This is a genomic window from Thalassoglobus sp. JC818 (assembly GCF_040717535.1).
Classification (GTDB): Bacteria; Planctomycetota; Planctomycetia; order Planctomycetales; family Planctomycetaceae; genus Thalassoglobus.
In genome coordinates, this window is sequence record NZ_JBFEFI010000008.1 from 36,198 (window position 1) to 53,706 (window position 17,509).

18 protein-coding genes are annotated in these 17,509 nt (G+C 51.0%); 11 read left to right on the top strand and 7 right to left on the bottom strand.

The genetic code is table 11. The annotated features are described in order from the left end of the window. Window positions 1–93 precede the first annotated feature (93 nt). From AB1L42_RS19650 to AB1L42_RS19665, 4 genes are read right to left on the bottom strand one after another with little or no spacing between them, the layout of a single operon-like run. Window positions 94–729, bottom strand: coding sequence for a flagellar basal body L-ring protein FlgH (locus AB1L42_RS19650; RefSeq protein ID WP_367060207.1), 636 nt, complete (start codon window positions 727–729; stop codon window positions 94–96). Window positions 730–771: 42 nt separating this feature from the next. Beyond that, window positions 772–1,770: a flagellar basal body P-ring formation chaperone FlgA gene (gene flgA / locus AB1L42_RS19655; RefSeq protein WP_367060209.1), complete on the bottom strand. Its 999-nt coding sequence runs from the start codon at window positions 1,768–1,770 to the stop codon at window positions 772–774. Between the two features lie 52 nt (window positions 1,771–1,822). After that, the gene (flgG, locus tag AB1L42_RS19660; RefSeq protein ID WP_367060211.1) at window positions 1,823–2,620 is read right to left on the bottom strand and encodes a flagellar basal-body rod protein FlgG; all 798 of its coding nucleotides are present in this window, start codon (window positions 2,618–2,620) and stop codon (window positions 1,823–1,825) included. 2 nt (window positions 2,621–2,622) lie between these two features. Next, window positions 2,623–3,363 (bottom strand): flagellar hook-basal body protein, encoded by a 741-nt coding sequence (locus tag AB1L42_RS19665; RefSeq protein WP_367060213.1) that lies wholly within the window; start codon window positions 3,361–3,363, stop codon window positions 2,623–2,625. A 574-nt stretch (window positions 3,364–3,937) separates the two neighbouring features. Here AB1L42_RS19665 and AB1L42_RS19670 point away from each other — a divergent pair. From AB1L42_RS19670 to AB1L42_RS19715, 10 genes are all read left to right on the top strand, one after another. Continuing rightward, on the top strand, window positions 3,938–4,453 hold the full coding sequence (locus AB1L42_RS19670; RefSeq protein ID WP_367060215.1) for a flagellar basal body-associated FliL family protein: 516 nt from the start codon (window positions 3,938–3,940) through the stop codon (window positions 4,451–4,453). Then, window positions 4,443–5,369, top strand: a complete 927-nt coding sequence (locus AB1L42_RS19675) for a FliM/FliN family flagellar motor switch protein (protein WP_367060217.1) — start codon at window positions 4,443–4,445, stop codon at window positions 5,367–5,369. Before AB1L42_RS19670 ends, AB1L42_RS19675 begins: the two co-directional genes overlap by 11 nt. Before the next feature lie 107 nt (window positions 5,370–5,476). Beyond that, window positions 5,477–5,848: a flagellar motor switch protein FliN gene (gene fliN / locus AB1L42_RS19680; RefSeq protein WP_367060219.1), complete on the top strand. Its 372-nt coding sequence runs from the start codon at window positions 5,477–5,479 to the stop codon at window positions 5,846–5,848. Between the two features lie 101 nt (window positions 5,849–5,949). Then, window positions 5,950–6,666, top strand: a complete 717-nt coding sequence (locus AB1L42_RS19685) for a flagellar biosynthetic protein FliO (RefSeq protein WP_367060221.1) — start codon at window positions 5,950–5,952, stop codon at window positions 6,664–6,666. Then, on the top strand, window positions 6,656–7,345 hold the full coding sequence (gene fliP, locus AB1L42_RS19690; RefSeq protein WP_367060223.1) for a flagellar type III secretion system pore protein FliP: 690 nt from the start codon (window positions 6,656–6,658) through the stop codon (window positions 7,343–7,345). Before AB1L42_RS19685 ends, fliP begins: the two co-directional genes overlap by 11 nt. A 70-nt stretch (window positions 7,346–7,415) precedes the next feature. Then, window positions 7,416–9,530: a flagellar biosynthesis protein FlhA gene (locus AB1L42_RS19695; protein ID WP_367060225.1), complete on the top strand. Its 2,115-nt coding sequence runs from the start codon at window positions 7,416–7,418 to the stop codon at window positions 9,528–9,530. Between the two features lie 54 nt (window positions 9,531–9,584). After that, window positions 9,585–9,785 carry a hypothetical protein gene (locus tag AB1L42_RS19700; RefSeq protein ID WP_367060228.1) on the top strand — a complete coding sequence of 67 codons (201 nt, stop codon included), beginning with the start codon at window positions 9,585–9,587 and terminating at the stop codon, window positions 9,783–9,785. Between the two features lie 112 nt (window positions 9,786–9,897). Continuing rightward, entirely contained in the window at window positions 9,898–10,617 is a 720-nt protein-coding gene (locus AB1L42_RS19705; protein ID WP_367060231.1) for a sigma-70 family RNA polymerase sigma factor, read from the top strand. A gap of 844 nt (window positions 10,618–11,461) precedes the next feature. Next, window positions 11,462–11,881 carry a hypothetical protein gene (locus tag AB1L42_RS19710; protein ID WP_367060234.1) on the top strand — a complete coding sequence of 140 codons (420 nt, stop codon included), beginning with the start codon at window positions 11,462–11,464 and terminating at the stop codon, window positions 11,879–11,881. Window positions 11,882–12,277: 396 nt separating this feature from the next. Then, complete coding sequence (locus AB1L42_RS19715; protein WP_367060237.1) at window positions 12,278–12,571, top strand: BON domain-containing protein; 294 nt, start codon at window positions 12,278–12,280, stop codon at window positions 12,569–12,571. A 320-nt stretch (window positions 12,572–12,891) separates the two neighbouring features. On the opposite strand, the gene AB1L42_RS19720 is transcribed toward AB1L42_RS19715, so the two are convergent. The 3 genes from AB1L42_RS19720 to AB1L42_RS19730 form a co-directional block, all read right to left on the bottom strand. After that, a complete protein-coding gene (locus AB1L42_RS19720) occupies window positions 12,892–14,418 on the bottom strand; it encodes a Do family serine endopeptidase (RefSeq protein ID WP_367060240.1) in 1,527 nt (508 codons plus the stop codon). A 251-nt stretch (window positions 14,419–14,669) separates the two neighbouring features. Further along, window positions 14,670–15,347 (bottom strand): NAD(P)H-hydrate epimerase, encoded by a 678-nt coding sequence (locus tag AB1L42_RS19725; protein WP_367060243.1) that lies wholly within the window; start codon window positions 15,345–15,347, stop codon window positions 14,670–14,672. A gap of 127 nt (window positions 15,348–15,474) precedes the next feature. Continuing rightward, entirely contained in the window at window positions 15,475–15,936 is a 462-nt protein-coding gene (locus tag AB1L42_RS19730) for a GNAT family N-acetyltransferase (protein ID WP_367060246.1), read from the bottom strand. 203 nt (window positions 15,937–16,139) lie between these two features. Here AB1L42_RS19730 and AB1L42_RS19735 point away from each other — a divergent pair, with 203 nt between their 5' ends. Then, complete coding sequence (locus tag AB1L42_RS19735) at window positions 16,140–17,465, top strand: PQQ-binding-like beta-propeller repeat protein (protein ID WP_367060249.1); 1,326 nt, start codon at window positions 16,140–16,142, stop codon at window positions 17,463–17,465. Window positions 17,466–17,509: the final 44 nt, after the last annotated feature.

Sequence of the window (17,509 nt, forward strand, 5' to 3'; positions counted from 1 at the left end):
AGCAAGGATGACTCGCAAAGTTGGCTTTTGAACACTTTCGAACACTGACGAAATTCGAGTGTTGCACTTGAGCGAAACTGTCATTTGCGAAAACTAAAACGGCCAGAGATGATTAACTTTTCTTGCAAACCAACCTTGACGAGTAAACGATTGACTCGCTCCATCTCCATCGTAGACGAGCTGAAAGTCTGCGATAAACTGGGAGTGAATCGAGTTATCCGGTCGTAAGTCAATGGGTCGAATGATCCCTGAGAGCGTGACAAATCGTGACTCGCCAGCGATCATCGTTTCCCTTCGTCCACTGATGACCATGTTTCCATTTGGGAAGACACTCGTCACAGTTGCTGTCATGCGATCGGTCAATTCCTGTGAGTTTCGATAGTCCGACTGACCATCGAATTCGCGTTCCGAACTCACCTGAAAGTCCATCGCTGCATCGGCAGCGTTCGCTCCCAGTCCCCCGCCCGTCTTGAAATCAAATCCGAAGAAGCCACTCGATTCCGTTTCTTTGTTCATCCGCCGATCTTCCCTGCTATCGAGATCAGTTTCCTGAGAGACAAGCACAGTCACCAGGTCCCCAACATTTCGGGCTCGCGTGTCGTAAAACAGATAGGCATGATCGTCCGTCCGACGCATCCAGATCGATTGAGCACACGCCTCTTCCTGGCCAATGAAAACGAATACTCCAGTGACCAGTAAGACTGAAATTGTATTTGTAAATTTCGTCATCCTAATTGACATCTCCACATGAGAACGAAGTGTTTCGGTTCTTTACTTCAAGTCGACGACAGCTTCTCCCGCAGCCACAACCCTAGCTGTGACGATTCGGTTCGACTCAAGATTCTTGACACGAATCAGTTGCCCGACGCGTCCCGATTGCATTGCTTGGGTGCGAGGAACCACAAACTTCAATCCGCGAGTCTTCGCAACCAGACGCACAGCATCTCGCGTGTGAATGACCACATCCCGGTTCGCTGGCTGAACCTCCGCAAAGTCGTCGGCAGAGACTACAGATCCTGCTGGAATCACTTTGACCGACCGTTTCCCGATCACCTGTTCAATTGCCGGAGACTCAATCTTTTCGGACGTAAATGTAGATTGCATTTCGAACATCACCGGTGTCACGAGTTCGTCGCGTGAGATATTTCTTCTGGCAGCAAGAACTCTGCACTTTCGAGACACTGACATTCCGACACGCTCGGACCAAACCAGTTCATCTTCATGAAACGCACGAGCCTGAACCGAGACGCGCCCCCAAATCGAATGACGAGGAAAGTCGAAATCGAAACGAAGAGGAACCTTCAAGTTCACGTCCCGCTGATTGGTTCGAAAGACGGGCTGGAGAACCTTCACCTGCACATCCTCACCCTGAAAGTCGGTCAGACGAGCGACTTCCAATCGAGCAAAGTGCTCAAGACTCGCTTCGGTCAACTCCGCAGTCTCAATTCGCTGAACCTGGCATTCCTCCGCCCCAGTGAGAACGATGTCTCGATTGTCGGAACAGAGCGCCAACCGCAATTTGATAAATTGCCGATCAAGCGCGATTGACTCTCCACTTAGTTGAATGAGACAAAGATCAATCTCTCGCAGTTCCCGAGGAAGTAATTCTGGAGCGCTATCAATGACATCAACAAGCTTTACAACAGGCTGAAAGACTTGGACGTTCGCCCGGAGTCGAAGACACACCGGAGTCGATTGCTGGGCCTGTGCTAAATTCATCACTCCAGCGAATTGAATCATCAGCATGACCGCATAGAGACGTTTCAGCATTGGAACACCTCCTTGTTCTATGAGAGTAATCTCTCGTTCCCAGCGGACGAATTTACCGGACAATTTCCGACGAAGTTGCCAGCATTTCGTCTCCTGCTCGGATTGCTCGAGAATTCACTTCATAAGCACGTTGAGCACTAATCAAAGAAATGAGTTCTGTCACAACTTCCACGTTTGAACCTTCTAGAAATCCTTGACGAATGATGCCCAGCCCATCCTGACCAGGCACTCCAAGAACCTCATCTCCCGAAGCCGGCGTCGCTGCATAGAGATTGCCCCCCTCGCTTGAAAGGCCCGCCGAATTTAAGAAACGAGCAAGCTGCAGTTGCCCGAGTTGAACAGCATTCTCTGTGGCACCAGAGACGATTCCCGTCACTGTTCCATCTTCACCAATACTCAATTTGCTGAGGCTGATTCCATCCTGAATCGTGATCCCAGCATCGAGGAGATACCCATTCGCGGTCACCAGTTGGCCATTTCCATCGATTCGAAGTGCACCATCCCGGGTGTAGCGAGTGTCGCCGTTTGGCATCAGAACTTTAAGGAAGCCTTCTCCTTCGATCGCGATATCAAGAGAGTTCCCTGTTTGCTCCAAAGTTCCCGGAGTAAAAATCTTCGTGGTCCCACTGCTTCGGACACCGCTTCCGAGTTGTAGCCCGGTCGGTGAGACCTGCCCCTGAGCGACCTCCGTCCCCGGCTGCTCGACTGTCGTGTACATCAGATCTGCGAAGTTCAGATGACTTCGCTTAAATCCCGTTGTATTCACATTGGCAAGATTATTTGCTGTATTATCGAGCAGCAGTTCTTGCGCCTTCATTCCGGTCGCACTGGTATAGAGAGATCGAATCATAACTATTGTCCTCCGTAGGATTGTGTATGGCGCTGAATCGCGTTTGTGAGTGTTTCCAACGACCTCGCAGCGGCCTCGTGACGTCGCTGACTCGAAATCATTTCGACAAGTTCACGCGTCACAGAAACATTCGACTGCTCAAGGAATCCCTGACGAATTGTCGATTCATCAGCCAGCGGACGATCGGTTCCTTGATACTCGAACAACGTTCCTCCCGCTGGATTGAGTTGCTGCAGATCAGTGAAGCTCACGGTCTTAACTTGACCGACGAGTCGCTGTCCGGAAAAGAATCTTCCATCTTCCTGCACCTTAAGCTGATCCAGACTGGCTGGGAGCGAAAGTGACAGGCGTCCCTGCGTTCCTTGAACGATATAGCCTTCGTGTGTGACGAGAGTTCCCTCATCATCCAATCGAAAGCTTCCATTCCGCGTGTAACGAAGGCCGTCTGGTGTCTCGACTTCGAAGAACCCTTGACCTTCAATCGCCAGGTCGAGTGGAACTCCGGTTGGCTTAGACTGGCCGGGAGTGAAGTCGATACTGAGGTTTGCTCCCCGTAACCCTGGCAATGATCGAGCGGCGAGCTGCTCTGGCGTTTCATGCAACGAATCGTCAAACGTTCCCTGGCGCATCTGCATGCGACGATGCCCGGGCAGTTGAGCATGTGCGAGGTTGTGAGCGATCGCTTCATGGTGTCGCGCTGACGACTCCATCGCGATCGCTGAACTGTAGAGACCATGCAACATACGGAATCCTTTCCGTTTCAGCTGGTTGGCAATACTGAGCAAGTTCTTGAACTCTGTAACTGCTCTTCGAAAGGCGAGGCACCACAAGTGATACAAAGAGTGTTCTAGAAACCCCCACGTCCCGAACCGGAGATGCACTTGCTGTGCCAGTCACGGTAGCAGGGAAAGCGTTTTCGAAGTAAACAGTTTGAGGAGTTAGTAAAACTCTTGCATTGATAACTTTCCCGCCGATTATCCCGACTGCATCGGCCTTCCAAGAGACGGAAACTCTTTCCTTGAGACCAGAAATTGTTTCCCGCGACGTTTTGGCTTCACGCCCAATTCGAAACTCACAGCTATGAATGTTTTCATTCACGCCTGCAGGTGTTTCTCTTCAAGCTGCTACGAAAACCACTCGGGTGGCTGGGCCTTTCAATCGGAATAGCTTTCCCGAACCTCCTCTTCGTCAAGGTTTGCAAACACTGAGCCCGATCTCTTCTTTCAGCTCGTCTTGGTAATCGTCGAGCCGACACCGGAAACAGATGGGTGTCCAGTCGATGTCGTGAATGGCCTTAGCTAGTCAAAGTTTGCTGCCATGGAACGAGGTGACAATGTTACTTCCGAGAATCCTCCGCCACAGACTTCCCGCATGGGACGGTTTTCGCCGTGGATCATTTTGCTCGCGGCTGTGTCAGGAGGAGCGGTTCCTTTTCTCAGTCCGCTGATTGGCGACCTACCCTCCGACTTCTCTCCTGCGAGTCTCGCTAACGACACCAGCGAGAACTCATCCCGAATTACATACGTGCCCTTCGGAGAAGTGACTGTCAACCTCGATGAAGGGAGGATGAATCGATATCTACGACTCAAGATGGCTCTTCAGGTACTTCAAGATGACCAAGAGATGGTCACGAACTTGGCGGAGTCGCGTTCACTGGAGTTGCGAAACTGGCTTCTCAGTCATCTCTCCGACAAGAACTTAGATGATATTCGAGGCAAAGTGGGCCAGAACCAGCTACGCCGTGAGATTCGAAATCAGTTCAATACCGTTCTCTTTCCCAACGGCCGCGACCGTATTAACGACATCTTGTTCGAAGAATTCAATGTCCAATAACATCTCCATCGATCAACCTGTTATTGAGCCTGCAGACTTCGATAAGCCTCGCCGTCCGAAACAGGTTCTCTTTAAAATGTTGAACCAATGGCTGGCCGAGACCGCTGCTCGAGTCACCGAATCCTGGATGAGCGTCTGCACTCATCGCATTCAACTTGGGGCACAATCCATTGAGATTGTCGGTGATGAGTCAGCACGAAAGTCTCTTCCAGAAGAAGGCTATGCGATCGCAATAAGCATTGGCCCTGAAGAGTCGACGGGATTCTTATGCGTAGAAAAGACACAACTCTGGATGTTGTTGGCCGACCTCCTCGATCTCAATCCCGACGCACTCCCCCACGACCGGTCTCCAACACAAACCGAACGTTCAATGCTTGAAATTCTTATTGAAATGTATGTGTCTGGACTTGCAGCTGCGTGGCCTGGTCGCGGCGATCTTACGTGTCGATTCGAAGAACTCATCGAACGCCCTCATCGCAAACGAATTTCGACAGCTCATAGCACCTGGATCAAAGGGACACAAACCGTCACGAGCCGTTTCGGGATATCAGAAATCTTCTGGCTCTTCCCAAATTCACCGATCGAAGAGATCGTCGAAGACTCCGTCGATAGTGGTACCAGCTCCGGAAGTTTCACAGCTGGCAGCCTTGTTCACATTACGGAGCAAATCCCATTCGTTGTCACTGTCGAGCTGGGTGAGTTGAGCCTAAGCATGACCGAAATCACTGACCTCAACATCGGCGACATTCTCCTTTTAGATCAGTCCGTCCATCAACCGCTGAGCGCCCGCATTCAAGGTCAAAACAAGTGGAAAGGACGGCCCGTCCGACGAGGTCATCAACTAGCGTTTCAAGTGAGTGAAGTCGTATCAACGCCTGCCCGAAGTGACATTTTACCTTTAGGACAAACCGATTGACGTCGTACCGCCTACAAGCGACACCAAGCTCACTGCCGTTCCATTTACTGCAGCGAACGATGCAACATGAGTTCTCCTTCCTCAGTCTTTAAACAAGTGGAATTGAGATGTCTGAGATAGAAACTTCTGCCAAATTCACACCAACTGGGTCTGACGAACAACCATCGGCATTCCCCGTCGACTACCCGACACGCCCGTCAGTTGACGCGGCCTCGTCACGCTTGCCACTCAAAATGTTCCACGACGTCCAAGTCCATGTTTCTGTCGAACTCGGACGAACGCGAATGACAATTCACGAGTTGCTTCAGCTAGGCGAAGGAAGTGTGATCGAGCTTGACCGGAATGTCAGCGAAGCAGTCGACATCATTGCTCAGGGAGTGCGAATTGCTCGCGGCGAAGTTTGCATTGTCGAAGACCACTATGCCGTTCGACTCACTGAAATTGAATCTGAATCGAACACTTCAGTTTTGGATTCATAAACCCAACATCGACTCCCGCACTCACTCAAGACTTGTTCATTTCCTTCCAAAACGAAACCCCGATGATGCAAACCGCACCTGCAAAGCGATGTTCACTTCAAGTGCCAGTTCTCGCAGGGCTGTGGATCATCTATGGGCTCCTTGCTGGACCGTTCACTATTGGATACGCCGAAGACTATTCGGTTTGGAAATCGATTGATGCAAACGTCGATATCGACTCTCTATTCAATTCAGATACCACCGCGCTCATTGACCAGCAACCGATCCCCTCAACGACCACCCCGAATTTGCATATAAACTCCGATCGTTCAATTTTCGGCGAGAGCAAGCAAGCCAACGGCTCATTGTTGTGCGGTAAGCATGAAGAGCCTAGCAAGGGATATAGTCTCTCTGAGAGTAGTCAAACACAAATGCAATCCGGCCCCTTTGCTTCACTCGACGACATTGACTCTTCTGTACAGAGCTTATCGGAGGAAGAACTAAGCCCAGAGATTCCCGATATATGGACTCTCATCCCGATGACCAGTCTCGTACTGATCGCTGCATTGGGCACAGCTGTATTATTGAAGTGGTTTCAATCATCACGGCCGATTCAAACACCGCAGCGAATCGTTAGGCAAATAGAGACATTAAATTTAGGGCCTCGAGCGAGACTGCACCTTGTGGCAGTGCATGATGAGAATATTCTGGTCGCGATCGACACTCATGGCATCAAATCTGTGACAGTTGTTCCAAGTTGGTCACGAGGAATCGATTCCGAAGCGATCGTGACAACTGGCGAGAAAACTTCAGATCAAGGATCTTGTGATGTTTGCTGACTCTCTAACAAATGTCACAAGTGAAATGCTTCGTTCGGAAGCTTTTCAATCGACGTCACCCCATCTGAAAGTGGCACTCTTTTTGGGTGCGATGGCATTTTTGTCGTCTGCGCTCGTCACAATGACAGCTTTCACACGGATCGTCATCGTCCTCTCGTTCGTCAGGCGTGCGTTATCAACGCAGGAGATTCCGCCGACGCAGGTGATTCTCGGACTCTCTCTGTTCTTAACGCTCTTCGTGATGGGTCCGACATTAACAACACTCGAGGAGGAAGCTGTCACACCTTACCTCCAGGAACGCATTTCAGGAGAAGCTGCGTGGACTCGGGGCAGCCAAATCCTGAGTCAGTTCATGCTTGCCCAGACAAGAAAGCAAGACCTGCTGTTGATGATGGACCTCGCCGATGTCCAATCAATTGAGTCACCAGAAGAAGTCCCTCTGCGGGTGCTTGTGCCATCGTTTGTCATCAGTGAGCTGAAGACGGCATTTATCATGGGATTCTGCATCTACCTCCCATTTGTCCTCATCGACCTTGTTGTTTCTGTCATCCTCATGGCCTTAGGAATGATGATGATGCCACCAGTGGTGATATCCACCCCCTGTAAACTTCTCCTCTTTATTCTGATCGACGGATGGAGCCTCATTGTTCGCTCTCTCAGTTTGAGTTTTCAGACCTAACTCAATTGCGATACACAGCAATTGAAGATCATTATTAAACGTTTAGAGAGAACAGAAACACACGACCGAAATGTCCTCCACGACGAGTTCAGCACAGTCAGTTTTCATTCGCATCGATGGAGAATCCCTCCTGCCGCTCGGCTTGTTGGGTGTTCTGGTCATCATGCTGATTCCTTTGCCGACTTTTCTTCTCGATATCCTTCTCGCGAGCAATCTAACGCTTACGATTCTTCTGCTCCTCGTCACCATGGGAGCACGCCAGGCGTTGGACTTGTCAGTATTCCCATCGCTTCTCCTATTGTTAACGCTTTATCGGCTGTCACTGAATGTGGCGACGACGCGAGTCATTCTGCTCTCCGCAGATGCGGGCAAACTGGTGCAGGCGTTTGGCGACTTCGTGGTTGGCGGAGATTTGATCGTTGGACTCGTCATTTTCCTGATTCTGATCGTTATCCAATTCGTCGTCATTTCCAAAGGAGCTGGTCGCATTTCAGAAGTGGCAGCGAGGTTCACCCTCGACGCCCTGCCTGGAAAGCAGATGTCGATCGACGCAGAGCTGAATGCCGGCTCAATCGACGAAAAGACAGCAAAGAAACGACGCGAGGACCTTTCCCAAGAGACCGAATTCTATGGGGCTATGGATGGTGCCAGCAAATTCGTTCGCGGAGATGCGATCGCCGGATTGATCATTACAGCGATCAATCTGGTAGGAGGGATGCTGCTCGGAATCACTCACGGAATGTCTCTGACTGAGTCACTTCACCGCTACTCAATTCTAACAGTGGGCGACGGCTTAATCTCACAAATCCCGGCACTGATCATCGCGGTCACAGCGGGGATTCTGGTTACGAAAACAACCTCGCAAAACACACTCGGTGAAGAAATCGAGTCGCAACTGCTTCGAAGCGAACGCCCTCTCTGGATCGCCATCGCCATCATCTCTTTGTTGACGATGGTCCCCGGGCTGCCAAAGTTTCCGTTCTTCATGGTCGGACTAATTCTAGTCGCGACAGTGTTTTGGAAGAACCAATCCCAAAAAGCGGAACAGTCTGAAGAAACTCATGAAGCTGACTCATCTCCCAAAGAGAGCCGCACCGAAGTCGAAGATTTTCTGATGCGTGATCGACTGACGATTGAGCTCGGTTCTCGCTTAATTTCTCTCATCAATTCATCGCGCGGTAAAAAACTTCCAGAGAGAATCACTTCCGTTCGCAGCGACTTTGCCAAAGAACGTGGAATCTGCATTCCGCCCATTCGCGTGAAAAGCCAGCTGCAGCTTGAACCGAATCGATACCATATCCGCCTCGGAAGTCGAGTGGTTGCCTCTGGCGAACTGCAACCGGACTCATTGCTGGCCATCCCGCCTGACAAAACCACCGCGAAAATTCCGGGAGTCGACACGATCGAGCCGGCATTTCAACTTCCCGCAAAATGGATCGAACCTTCGGTCGAAACACAGGCTAAGGCGAAGCACTTTACTGTCGTCGATTCCTCCGGCGTCCTCATGACACACCTTGGTGAAGTCCTGAAGACACACGGACATGAACTGCTCTCTCGCGAAGTTCTTAAAGAAATGCTCGACCGCGTCCGAGAGTTTGCCCCTTCGATTGTCGATGAGTTGAAAGCTGAGTCGGTCCGGACTGCCGTCCTGCATCAAGTGCTGCGTCAACTCGCGGCCGAAGGAGTCTCGCTGGTTGATCTGACTTCAATTCTGGAATCAATCGCGAATCATGCCGCCCAGTGCAAAGACCCCAACTTGCTCACGGATGCGGTTCGCGCTGATCAAGGACAAGTATTGTGTGAACCGTTTCTCTCTGAATCAGCAGAATTGAGAGTGGTTGCTTTTGATCCACGCCTTGAAGGTCGCCTCCGGGAGTCGCTTCGCGAAGGCCAACTCGCACTTGGACCGCAGCCGTTGAATTCCCTGATTGAAGTCGTCCAGTCATGTGCAGAAAACTCACGGCGTTTGAATCTTCCGATCGCAGTCCTCACAGACAAGTCACTCCGCCGGTCCATTCGCCGTCTCTTTCAAAACTCTTTCCCCTATCTCGGGTGCCTCGCATACCAAGAAGTACCCGCCGGCATACCACTGGACCCAATACGCATCATCAGCCTCGATGAAGTTTTTGCTTCTGTCGAACCGCAAGCAATATCTGACTCCAAACCATCGATTAATGCCGTGTAGCGAAACACAGATAATGACAACTGGGAGTGTGTTGGATAAAGGGAATGAATTTGTATGGCACCTTCAAACTTCGCGATCCTGTTTGGCACCCTGACAGCTTCGTTCACGACTTTACTCACAATCGCATCCGGCCATGAGCCAGAAACGATTCTATGGAGAGTCTCGATAGCCAGCATGATAATTAGCGTTCTGACATACATCGTTATCGCCATGCTGCAGGAATGGGTATTCGATGACGACGATTCTCTGGACTGAAAACGCACTGCGGACTCACTGAAGACTCCGTTGAAAATAAACGTCTGGCAAACGCGAGAGATCGACAGCCGGAACTGAGAGACTAAGACGACACGAGTAATTGAGGCAGCGCATGGACGCCGGACTGCAGACTTACCGAAACCACGCAGACCAGGAGAACCGGGATCAATTGGTCCTCAACCATCTTGCGTATGTTAAAAAGATCATTGGTCAAATGCGTTCTGAACTGCCTGATGAGCTCGACATTGAAAACTTAGAAGCAGCTGGAATTCTCGGGCTGGTTGAGGCAGCCTCCCGATTCAATTCAAACGTCGGAGCTCAATTCACAACATTCGCTTACCAACGGATCCGAGGTGCGATTCTGGACGAACTACGGCGCAACTGCCCTCTCCCTCAGAGCACATTACAACACTGGGCCATGATTCGGGATGTCTGGCACCAACTGGGAGAACGTCCGACGCCGCTATCAATCGCGTCAGCCACGGGACTGTCAGTCGACGAAGTTGAAGCCTGCCTGGCTGCCATTCGTATGACGCGTCCGGAAGTCTGGCGAGAAGAACTTCCGGTTCGACGGGTGAACGACGAAGCAGCTGACGATCTCTACTCTGAGAAAGAACAGCTTCGACGACTTACAGACGCCATCGAAAAAATCAGCGACCGAGCACGCACAGCGATCACACTGTACCACCTCGACCAGATGACACTCAAAGAAATCGGGACCGTGATGGGCCTCTCCGAATCACGAGTTTCTCGAATCCTGGCAGCATCTGAGCTCGAACTAAAAGGACTGCTGCTCACCACCAGCAACGATCACGAGATCTGTTCGAATTAGCAATTACCTGTACAGAACATCGATAAGAACTCGCAGATCAACAGACACTCTGAAACTCAGAAACAATCAATCTTCAGGAAGACGAGTCATGAAATCGCCTCGCAAGAGTTCAATTCTGAAGTCGAACCAAGTTCGCCTCGAAGAACAACCGATCTGTCTCTCAGAATCAGCTCTCTCTGACCAATCATCGATCGTGTTGAGGAGAAAGGGAGAGCTGATCACCTCAATCGAGGTGACTTGTACCTGTGGGAAAGTCACGATTCTCGACTGTGACTATGAGATCGTCGAGTAAACACATGTCGGTTACACGAATGATTTAAGAGATTGTTCGGCAAACCAATATATTTTGCCAATCGTCGCACCATTCTCTCACAGACACAACTAGCGGTCAGCAATCATATCTTAAAACTGTGTGATCAAGACAGTTGCTGAACGAACACAACGACCGGAATTGCCTCGTGCAATCGCATGACGACAAGGTAGGAAAATGAACGACTCAAGGTGGTGGACGATGACGTGCGGAATCTTTCTGATCAGTTCCGGTGGACTGGTCGGTTGTCATTCCTCAACGTCAGGTCACTTGCAAAAGTTTAGAGCCGTCCAATCGCGCGGAGAATCGACTGCAGCATCTGCGACTGCGTCGGTAACGATGGAACCGACGCATGAAAACAATCTGATTGCAACGGTCCCCCTTAAGAGACACCGCGGCTATCCGGTCGCATGTCAACCGGTTCGTCAGGCATCGATTAGAAGATCAAACGAGACGCCCTTTGCACAGTCAGTTGTTCTTGCGAGCAATGTTGAAAGCCCACCGTTGCTCATTCCAGAATCTCAGATCCCGCCGATGCCATCAGCACCAGGTCGTATTGCGGAACGCCCGACTCTCCAGAAGCAACTTCCACAACCGCGCATTCTTGACTTGGGAGCGGAGTGTTTACCTCCACATCCTGAAGCTCAAGTTGAGACCGTTCCTCCAGGTCCGAATCTGGTAGAAGAATTTCAGCAACTCAAGCTGGAGCTCAAGAAGTACCAGTTCCAATTGAAAGAAATGCGGGAGGACCTTTCTCACGCACACGCAAAGATCACGCAATTAAAGCAAGATGTTGACTACTGGAAGAACGAAGTCACTCAACTTCAAGACGAACTCCGGCAGCAGCATGCTGACGATGTCGCAGTCTTAAACGAACTCTCAAACGAACTGGGACGAATTCTCTCCGAACAAAGGAACGCTCAAGAAGTGACCAACGAGCCGCTTGCTCAATAAAAGGGAATGCCGCATTTGAGGGACCGACGAATTTTCGGACCGCTACCACCTCAACGTGCCTTTGTCGCCAGAGCTCCCAAGTCTGCAAGTTCCGAAAACTCGTTTGATTAAGTGTGCAATTTCAGACGGGAAATACCCCGCCACAACAGAGTTTCTTCGCGAGTTCGAATTCTTTTCCTCGTTATGATCGTAATTGCGAGTACGTTGCTCACTTCTCCGATGACCTGCAATTTCTTCGACGGATTGACGGCTCTTCGCTCAAGTTCTCGATTGCCCCAATTTTCCATCGAGAAAGTTGTCGATGCAGCGATACAGGGCAACTTCTCTTGGCCCCAATTTTGCTATCAGGGATGGCTCACCCTCAACGTCCGCGCCTGGACATGAACAGGAAAATCGATGCAATCCCTCTCTACGAAGAAGCGTTCCACAGCTGCACGACGTCCCTTTTCGAATGGAACTCGAGTGGAACCTTCAAGTTCCTGTGAACATCAGCAATTGCAGACAGACTTACGACACAGCTTTTACTGCGAGGGTCATCATCGTCTCAACGGGATCGAGGTTTCCGTGCAAGACGATACCGTTGTCCTCTCGGGCAAAGTCTCTACCTATTACCAACTTCAACTCGCTCAAACGATTGCAATGAACTCCATCGACGGAATGGAACTTCAAAACGAAATTGAGGTTTGTTGAGACCTCATTCAATGACGAATCGATGTTCAAATGATCGATGATCGACTCAAGTAACTGATCGCTCATCGACCAACGCGGAGCCCCATCGACCAGCGAGTTTAGACTTCCCCCTTCTGCTCGAATGTGAACAACTTCTCCTCGAAGAGCGCGCACAAAGAAACCCATCAGCCAGGGAAGCTGATGGGTTTCAGGAGAGAAGACAAAACACGCGAGAGGTTTAGAAGATTCTGAAATTTGGTTTGCACTGACTCGCTCGAGCAAACTCAGCTATTGAATGAGTGAGAACGCTCAAGCGAGTGCACAGGAACGAGCAACTTGCTCTAGTCAGCCGATTTGAGGAGGACGAAAGCCGAACCTCGGTCACGCTTGATGTGCAACAGAATTCCATCAGAAACTGAAAGCCCATCAATCGCTGACGCAAACTCATCAATCGAGTCGACTTCTTTCTGGCCGACACGTTGAATGATGTCGCCAGCACGGAGTCCAGATTCCTCAGCAGGTGATCCGGACTTCACACTCTTGACGAGAACACCGGAAACGTTTCCTTCCAGGTTCAGCTGGGAAGCGAGGTCGGAGTCGAGTTCGACGATTTCCAATCCAAGCTTCGAAACTTCTGAAGTCTCCGGGGCTGCTTCCGCTCCGGGTCGTTGACGCATTCCTCGCTTCAGTGCTGCGGTGTAGTCACCAGGCATTTCTTCGAGTCTGACATCGAGGCGCTGACGCTTCCCTTCTCGAATGACTTTCACTGAGTACTCTTGCCCCGGTTGCGATTGCTCAACAATTTCCACAAGGCTGTCGCGATCGGCGATTTTCTGTCCGGCGAACTCAACGATAATGTCTCCCGGTTTCAGACCTGCATTCGCTGCAGGTGTTTCAGGGAAGACTTCTGAAATGAGAGCACCTTCTCCAACGGACAATCCTAGATGGCTGCGAAGATCGCTTGTCAACATCTGCAATTGCACACCCAGGTAAGAACGCTTCACATGGCCGTCTTCGATCAGTTGGTCAGCGACCCATCGAACCATGTTGGACGGAATAGCAAATCCAATCCCGTCGTATCCTCCGCTGCGGGTTGAGATCGCGGTGTTGATCCCGATCACTTCGCCATGCAAGTTGACGAGCGGTCCGCCGCTGTTTCCAGGGTTGATCGCAGCATCCGTCTGAATGTAGTCCTCGCGTTCATTGATTCCTGGTGCGCGGCCGGTTGCACTCACGATGCCCGCAGTCACAGTGGTTCCCACGTTGAGTGGATTCCCCAATGCCAGGACCCAGTCACCAATCTGCATTCCATCGCTTTCTCCAAGCGACACGAACGGAAGTTCTTCGCTGGTTTCAATTCGAACGACAGCCACGTCAGAGCGAGGATCAAAGTTCCAGGACTTGGCTTCAACCTCACGTCCGTCAGAAAGGCGAACGGTCACTCGATCGGCACCTTCGACGACATGGCTGTTGGTCAGAATCACACCGTCCGGATGAACGATGAATCCGGACCCGGATCCCATCTGTCGACGCGGTGTCTGTTGCGGATTCCGGAACATGTCCTGGAATCGTTCATCGTCACCGAAAAAACGTCGGAACATCTCTTCCTGTTGAGGATTGAGCTGCTGCCCACCCATGTTGCCTGCCATTTCCCGGGGGCGAGACTCGGTCGAGATCGATACCACTGCTGGCAGGACTCTTTCAGAGACTTCCCGAAACGCCAGCGACAGATCACTTGGCGAATGGGTAACAGGCGGCGCAAGCGCCACTTTCGAATCAGGTTGCGAAACGCCGATGGCTGCCATCCCGAGGAAAACTCCTCCGCTGAGGGCGATCGCAAGAGCAAGGTTTGTCCCTATTTTTTTCACTATTATTCTCCTTCGTTGATCATTTGAAATCTTGAAAGCAATCGAATTCTCGAGCCGTCGCTCGAAGCATTCAATGAAAGTCAAAGCAAGTTGTTCTCTCCAACTTGAAGATAATGTTGCCGCCCACCCAATTCTTCCGAACAAAATTTCGGGTTTTCGGGAACTTCTTCCCGACGAGGTGAAAAACCACAGAGAAATGGCGTTGTTCAAAACTCAAAAACAAGCCCGAAACTCAGACTTTCAAATGCACATTACATCGAACGCACAATTTCAATGATTTTCGCGGGCTGACCGATATCGATCACTTCGACTGGCCCGGTGAAGTTCGCACTTCCATTAAGCAAGAGTCCCGGTTTCTGAGCGACGAATGTTCCAGTGACGTCTGCGCAAACCGTTGCCCCTTCGATGGGACCGTCATCACAGTCCATTCCTGACGGCAGGTCGACTGAGAGAACCGAAGCTTGGGACTGGTTCATCAGTTCGATGACTTCCAGATACGGGCTTCGAGCACGGCCTTTCGTTCCAGTTCCCAAGAGTGCATCAATGACCCAGGCAGCTTCCTGAAACTTCGTCGTCACCCCTTTCAAATCGATCGAGTCAGAGAGCATATCAATCGGAATCCCCATCTTCCTCGCAATTGACTCATTGATGGCGGCATCGCCTGTCAGTTTCGAAGAATCGCCGACAATGATGATCGAGACATCAATTCCACGATTTGCCAAGTGTCGCGCGACTGCAAACCCATCTCCTCCGTTGTTGCCAACACCACAAGCAATAAGCACCTGTCCTGAGTCGTATTGCCGCAGAAGCAACTCGACAATTCCCCGGGCTGCGTTTTCCATCAACACAATCCCCGGCATCCCAAACTCTTCAATCGCAACTCGATCGACATCCCGAACTTGCTCACGCGTCAAAACAACCTGCGACATGACTCACTCCTGAACTCTCTTTGATGATGCGAACATTCCGATGATGTTCGACTACTCCCACGATCCGTAAGGGTGAAGTCTTCGACACGTTCAGTCATCTCGCCCAGATGATTTAATGTCGTTGAGATCATCGCTGTTCTGACGTCATCAGCTGCAATTCTTTTTCCATTGTGACATGTGGGATTCCGACACTCAAAAATGGAGCACCGACCGATTCGTATCCAAGCTTGCGATAGAAAGACTCCGCCGTGACTCTTGCTGACATCGTCACCTTGTGAACACCTCTCGCTCGAGCGATAACTTCGACCCGCTCGACAAGTTCTTTGCCGAACCCTTGCCGACTCCTCGACGGACAAACGCACATCTGTCGAAGCTTGACCGTCGGCTGCTTGGCATCTTCGAGTGGGGTCAAAATCACACCAGCCAAGATGCCTTGGTCATACAGTACAAAGTGCCAGCTTGAATCTTCGTCACTTAAGTCCTCATCGAACAAAGACAATCCCAGTGGGCGACGCAAGACATCATTCCGCAACTCACAGAATTGGCGGTACAACGGAGAATCGGTTTGAAATTCAACGAACTCGATCATCGTGCCGTCATCCCTCAACCTGAAATACGAGTTGCCTTCTCGCTCACTTCTCGGCTCGAAAACCATTCTTCAGACAACCTTGGACAAAGAAGGCAGCCAACAGTCTTCGCCGAACATGAAAATGATGATCGTGAATTGCTGTTCACACCGTCACATGTCAAGATAGTACAAAATTGCTGGGATTTCTCCTCGAAAGGTGACTCATGTCCAGGACTCGCTGGCATCTTTGTGCTCTGGCGCTTGTTTTAAGTTCAGCGGTGTTGTCGACCAGTCTTTCGGCCGACGACTGGCCTCAATGGATGGGACCTTCTCGAGACAACGTTTGGCGCGAAAGCAACCTCATCGAACGCTTTCCAGATGGTGGTCCCAAGATTGTCTGGCGCACTCCGGTTTCTGGCGGGTACTCCGGACCAGCGGTCGCTCACAGCCGCGTTGTCGTCACCGATTACCTAACACAGGAAGATGTGAACGTCGAGAACTTCCAACGGAAGCAGTTCAGCGGGACAGAACGAGTTCACTGCCTGAATGAGCTAACCGGAGAAGTCTTCTGGACACATCAGTATCCCGTCAACTACGAAATCTCCTATCCCGCAGGTCCACGCTGCACTCCCGTCTTGACGGAGAATTTCGTTTATACTCTCGGAGCTGAAGGCAACCTCTTCTGCCTCAACCTTCAAAATGGCGAAGTCGTCTGGGCGAAGAATTTCACCGAAGAGTACAACGTTCAAACTCCGCTTTGGGGATACGCTGGCCACCCACTTCTCGACGGAGACCGCTTGATCTGCATCGTCGGCGGTAACGGAACTCACGCTGTGGCGTTTCACTCTCAAACCGGGGAAGAACTCTGGCGTACGCGATCCTCGAGTCAACAAGGCTACTCACCACCTCTCATTGCCGAACTTGCCGGCATGCGGCAGCTTCTCCTCTTCCAACCTTCGGAAGTCGCAGCCGTAAATCCGGAAAACGGCGAGTCGTACTGGTCGATCCCCTACGAAGCGACAAACGGCTCGACAATCATGTCTCCGATCGTCTCCGGGAACTTTATCTACGTCGGCGGCTATTCGAACAAGAACATGCTCATCAAAGTTTCCGATGATGGACGCAACGCGGAGGTCGTCTGGAAAGATCTTCCCAAGCAGGCTGTCTCTCCGATCAATGTTCAACCAATGCGGGTCGACGAGACGATTCTCGGGTTCGACCAAAACGGGCTTCTGTACGGAGTCGATATGATGAATGGCAACCGCATCTGGCACACCGGCGAACTGCTCAACACTGATCGACCGATCGGTTCAGGAACCGCATTCTTCGTTCGCCAGGAAGATCGATACTGGATCTTCAACGAACTCGGCGAACTCGTCATCGCCAAAATGTCGCGTGATGGCTACGAAGAAATCGACCGGGCCAAAGTCATCGACCAGACGAACACAGCCTTCGGAAGAGATGTCGTCTGGAGTATGCCCGCCTACGCAAATCAAAGAGCCTACATCCGCAACGGCCGTGAATGCATTTGCGTCGACCTCGCCAAGTAGGCCGAAGCGAGAATTAATTGACTAATCACCTATCGCTGCCCCGC

Coding starts and splice junctions, on each gene's coding strand:
- fliN (WP_367060219.1), top strand. CDS start 5,477: ATGTCTGAGATAGAAACTTCTGCCAAATTCACACCAACTGGGTCTGAC.
- AB1L42_RS19695 (WP_367060225.1), top strand. CDS start 7,416: ATGTCCTCCACGACGAGTTCAGCACAGTCAGTTTTCATTCGCATCGAT.
- AB1L42_RS19700 (WP_367060228.1), top strand. CDS start 9,585: ATGGCACCTTCAAACTTCGCGATCCTGTTTGGCACCCTGACAGCTTCG.
- flgA (WP_367060209.1), bottom strand. CDS start 1,770: ATGCTGAAACGTCTCTATGCGGTCATGCTGATGATTCAATTCGCTGGA.
- AB1L42_RS19705 (WP_367060231.1), top strand. CDS start 9,898: ATGGACGCCGGACTGCAGACTTACCGAAACCACGCAGACCAGGAGAAC.
- AB1L42_RS19665 (WP_367060213.1), bottom strand. CDS start 3,363: ATGTTGCATGGTCTCTACAGTTCAGCGATCGCGATGGAGTCGTCAGCG.
- AB1L42_RS19650 (WP_367060207.1), bottom strand. CDS start 729: ATGACGAAATTTACAAATACAATTTCAGTCTTACTGGTCACTGGAGTA.
- flgG (WP_367060211.1), bottom strand. CDS start 2,620: ATGATTCGATCTCTCTATACCAGTGCGACCGGAATGAAGGCGCAAGAA.
- AB1L42_RS19670 (WP_367060215.1), top strand. CDS start 3,938: ATGGAACGAGGTGACAATGTTACTTCCGAGAATCCTCCGCCACAGACT.
- AB1L42_RS19725 (WP_367060243.1), bottom strand. CDS start 15,347: ATGTCGCAGGTTGTTTTGACGCGTGAGCAAGTTCGGGATGTCGATCGA.
- AB1L42_RS19730 (WP_367060246.1), bottom strand. CDS start 15,936: ATGATCGAGTTCGTTGAATTTCAAACCGATTCTCCGTTGTACCGCCAA.
- AB1L42_RS19735 (WP_367060249.1), top strand. CDS start 16,140: ATGTCCAGGACTCGCTGGCATCTTTGTGCTCTGGCGCTTGTTTTAAGT.
- AB1L42_RS19710 (WP_367060234.1), top strand. CDS start 11,462: ATGCCATCAGCACCAGGTCGTATTGCGGAACGCCCGACTCTCCAGAAG.
- AB1L42_RS19675 (WP_367060217.1), top strand. CDS start 4,443: ATGTCCAATAACATCTCCATCGATCAACCTGTTATTGAGCCTGCAGAC.
- fliP (WP_367060223.1), top strand. CDS start 6,656: ATGTTTGCTGACTCTCTAACAAATGTCACAAGTGAAATGCTTCGTTCG.
- AB1L42_RS19715 (WP_367060237.1), top strand. CDS start 12,278: ATGCAATCCCTCTCTACGAAGAAGCGTTCCACAGCTGCACGACGTCCC.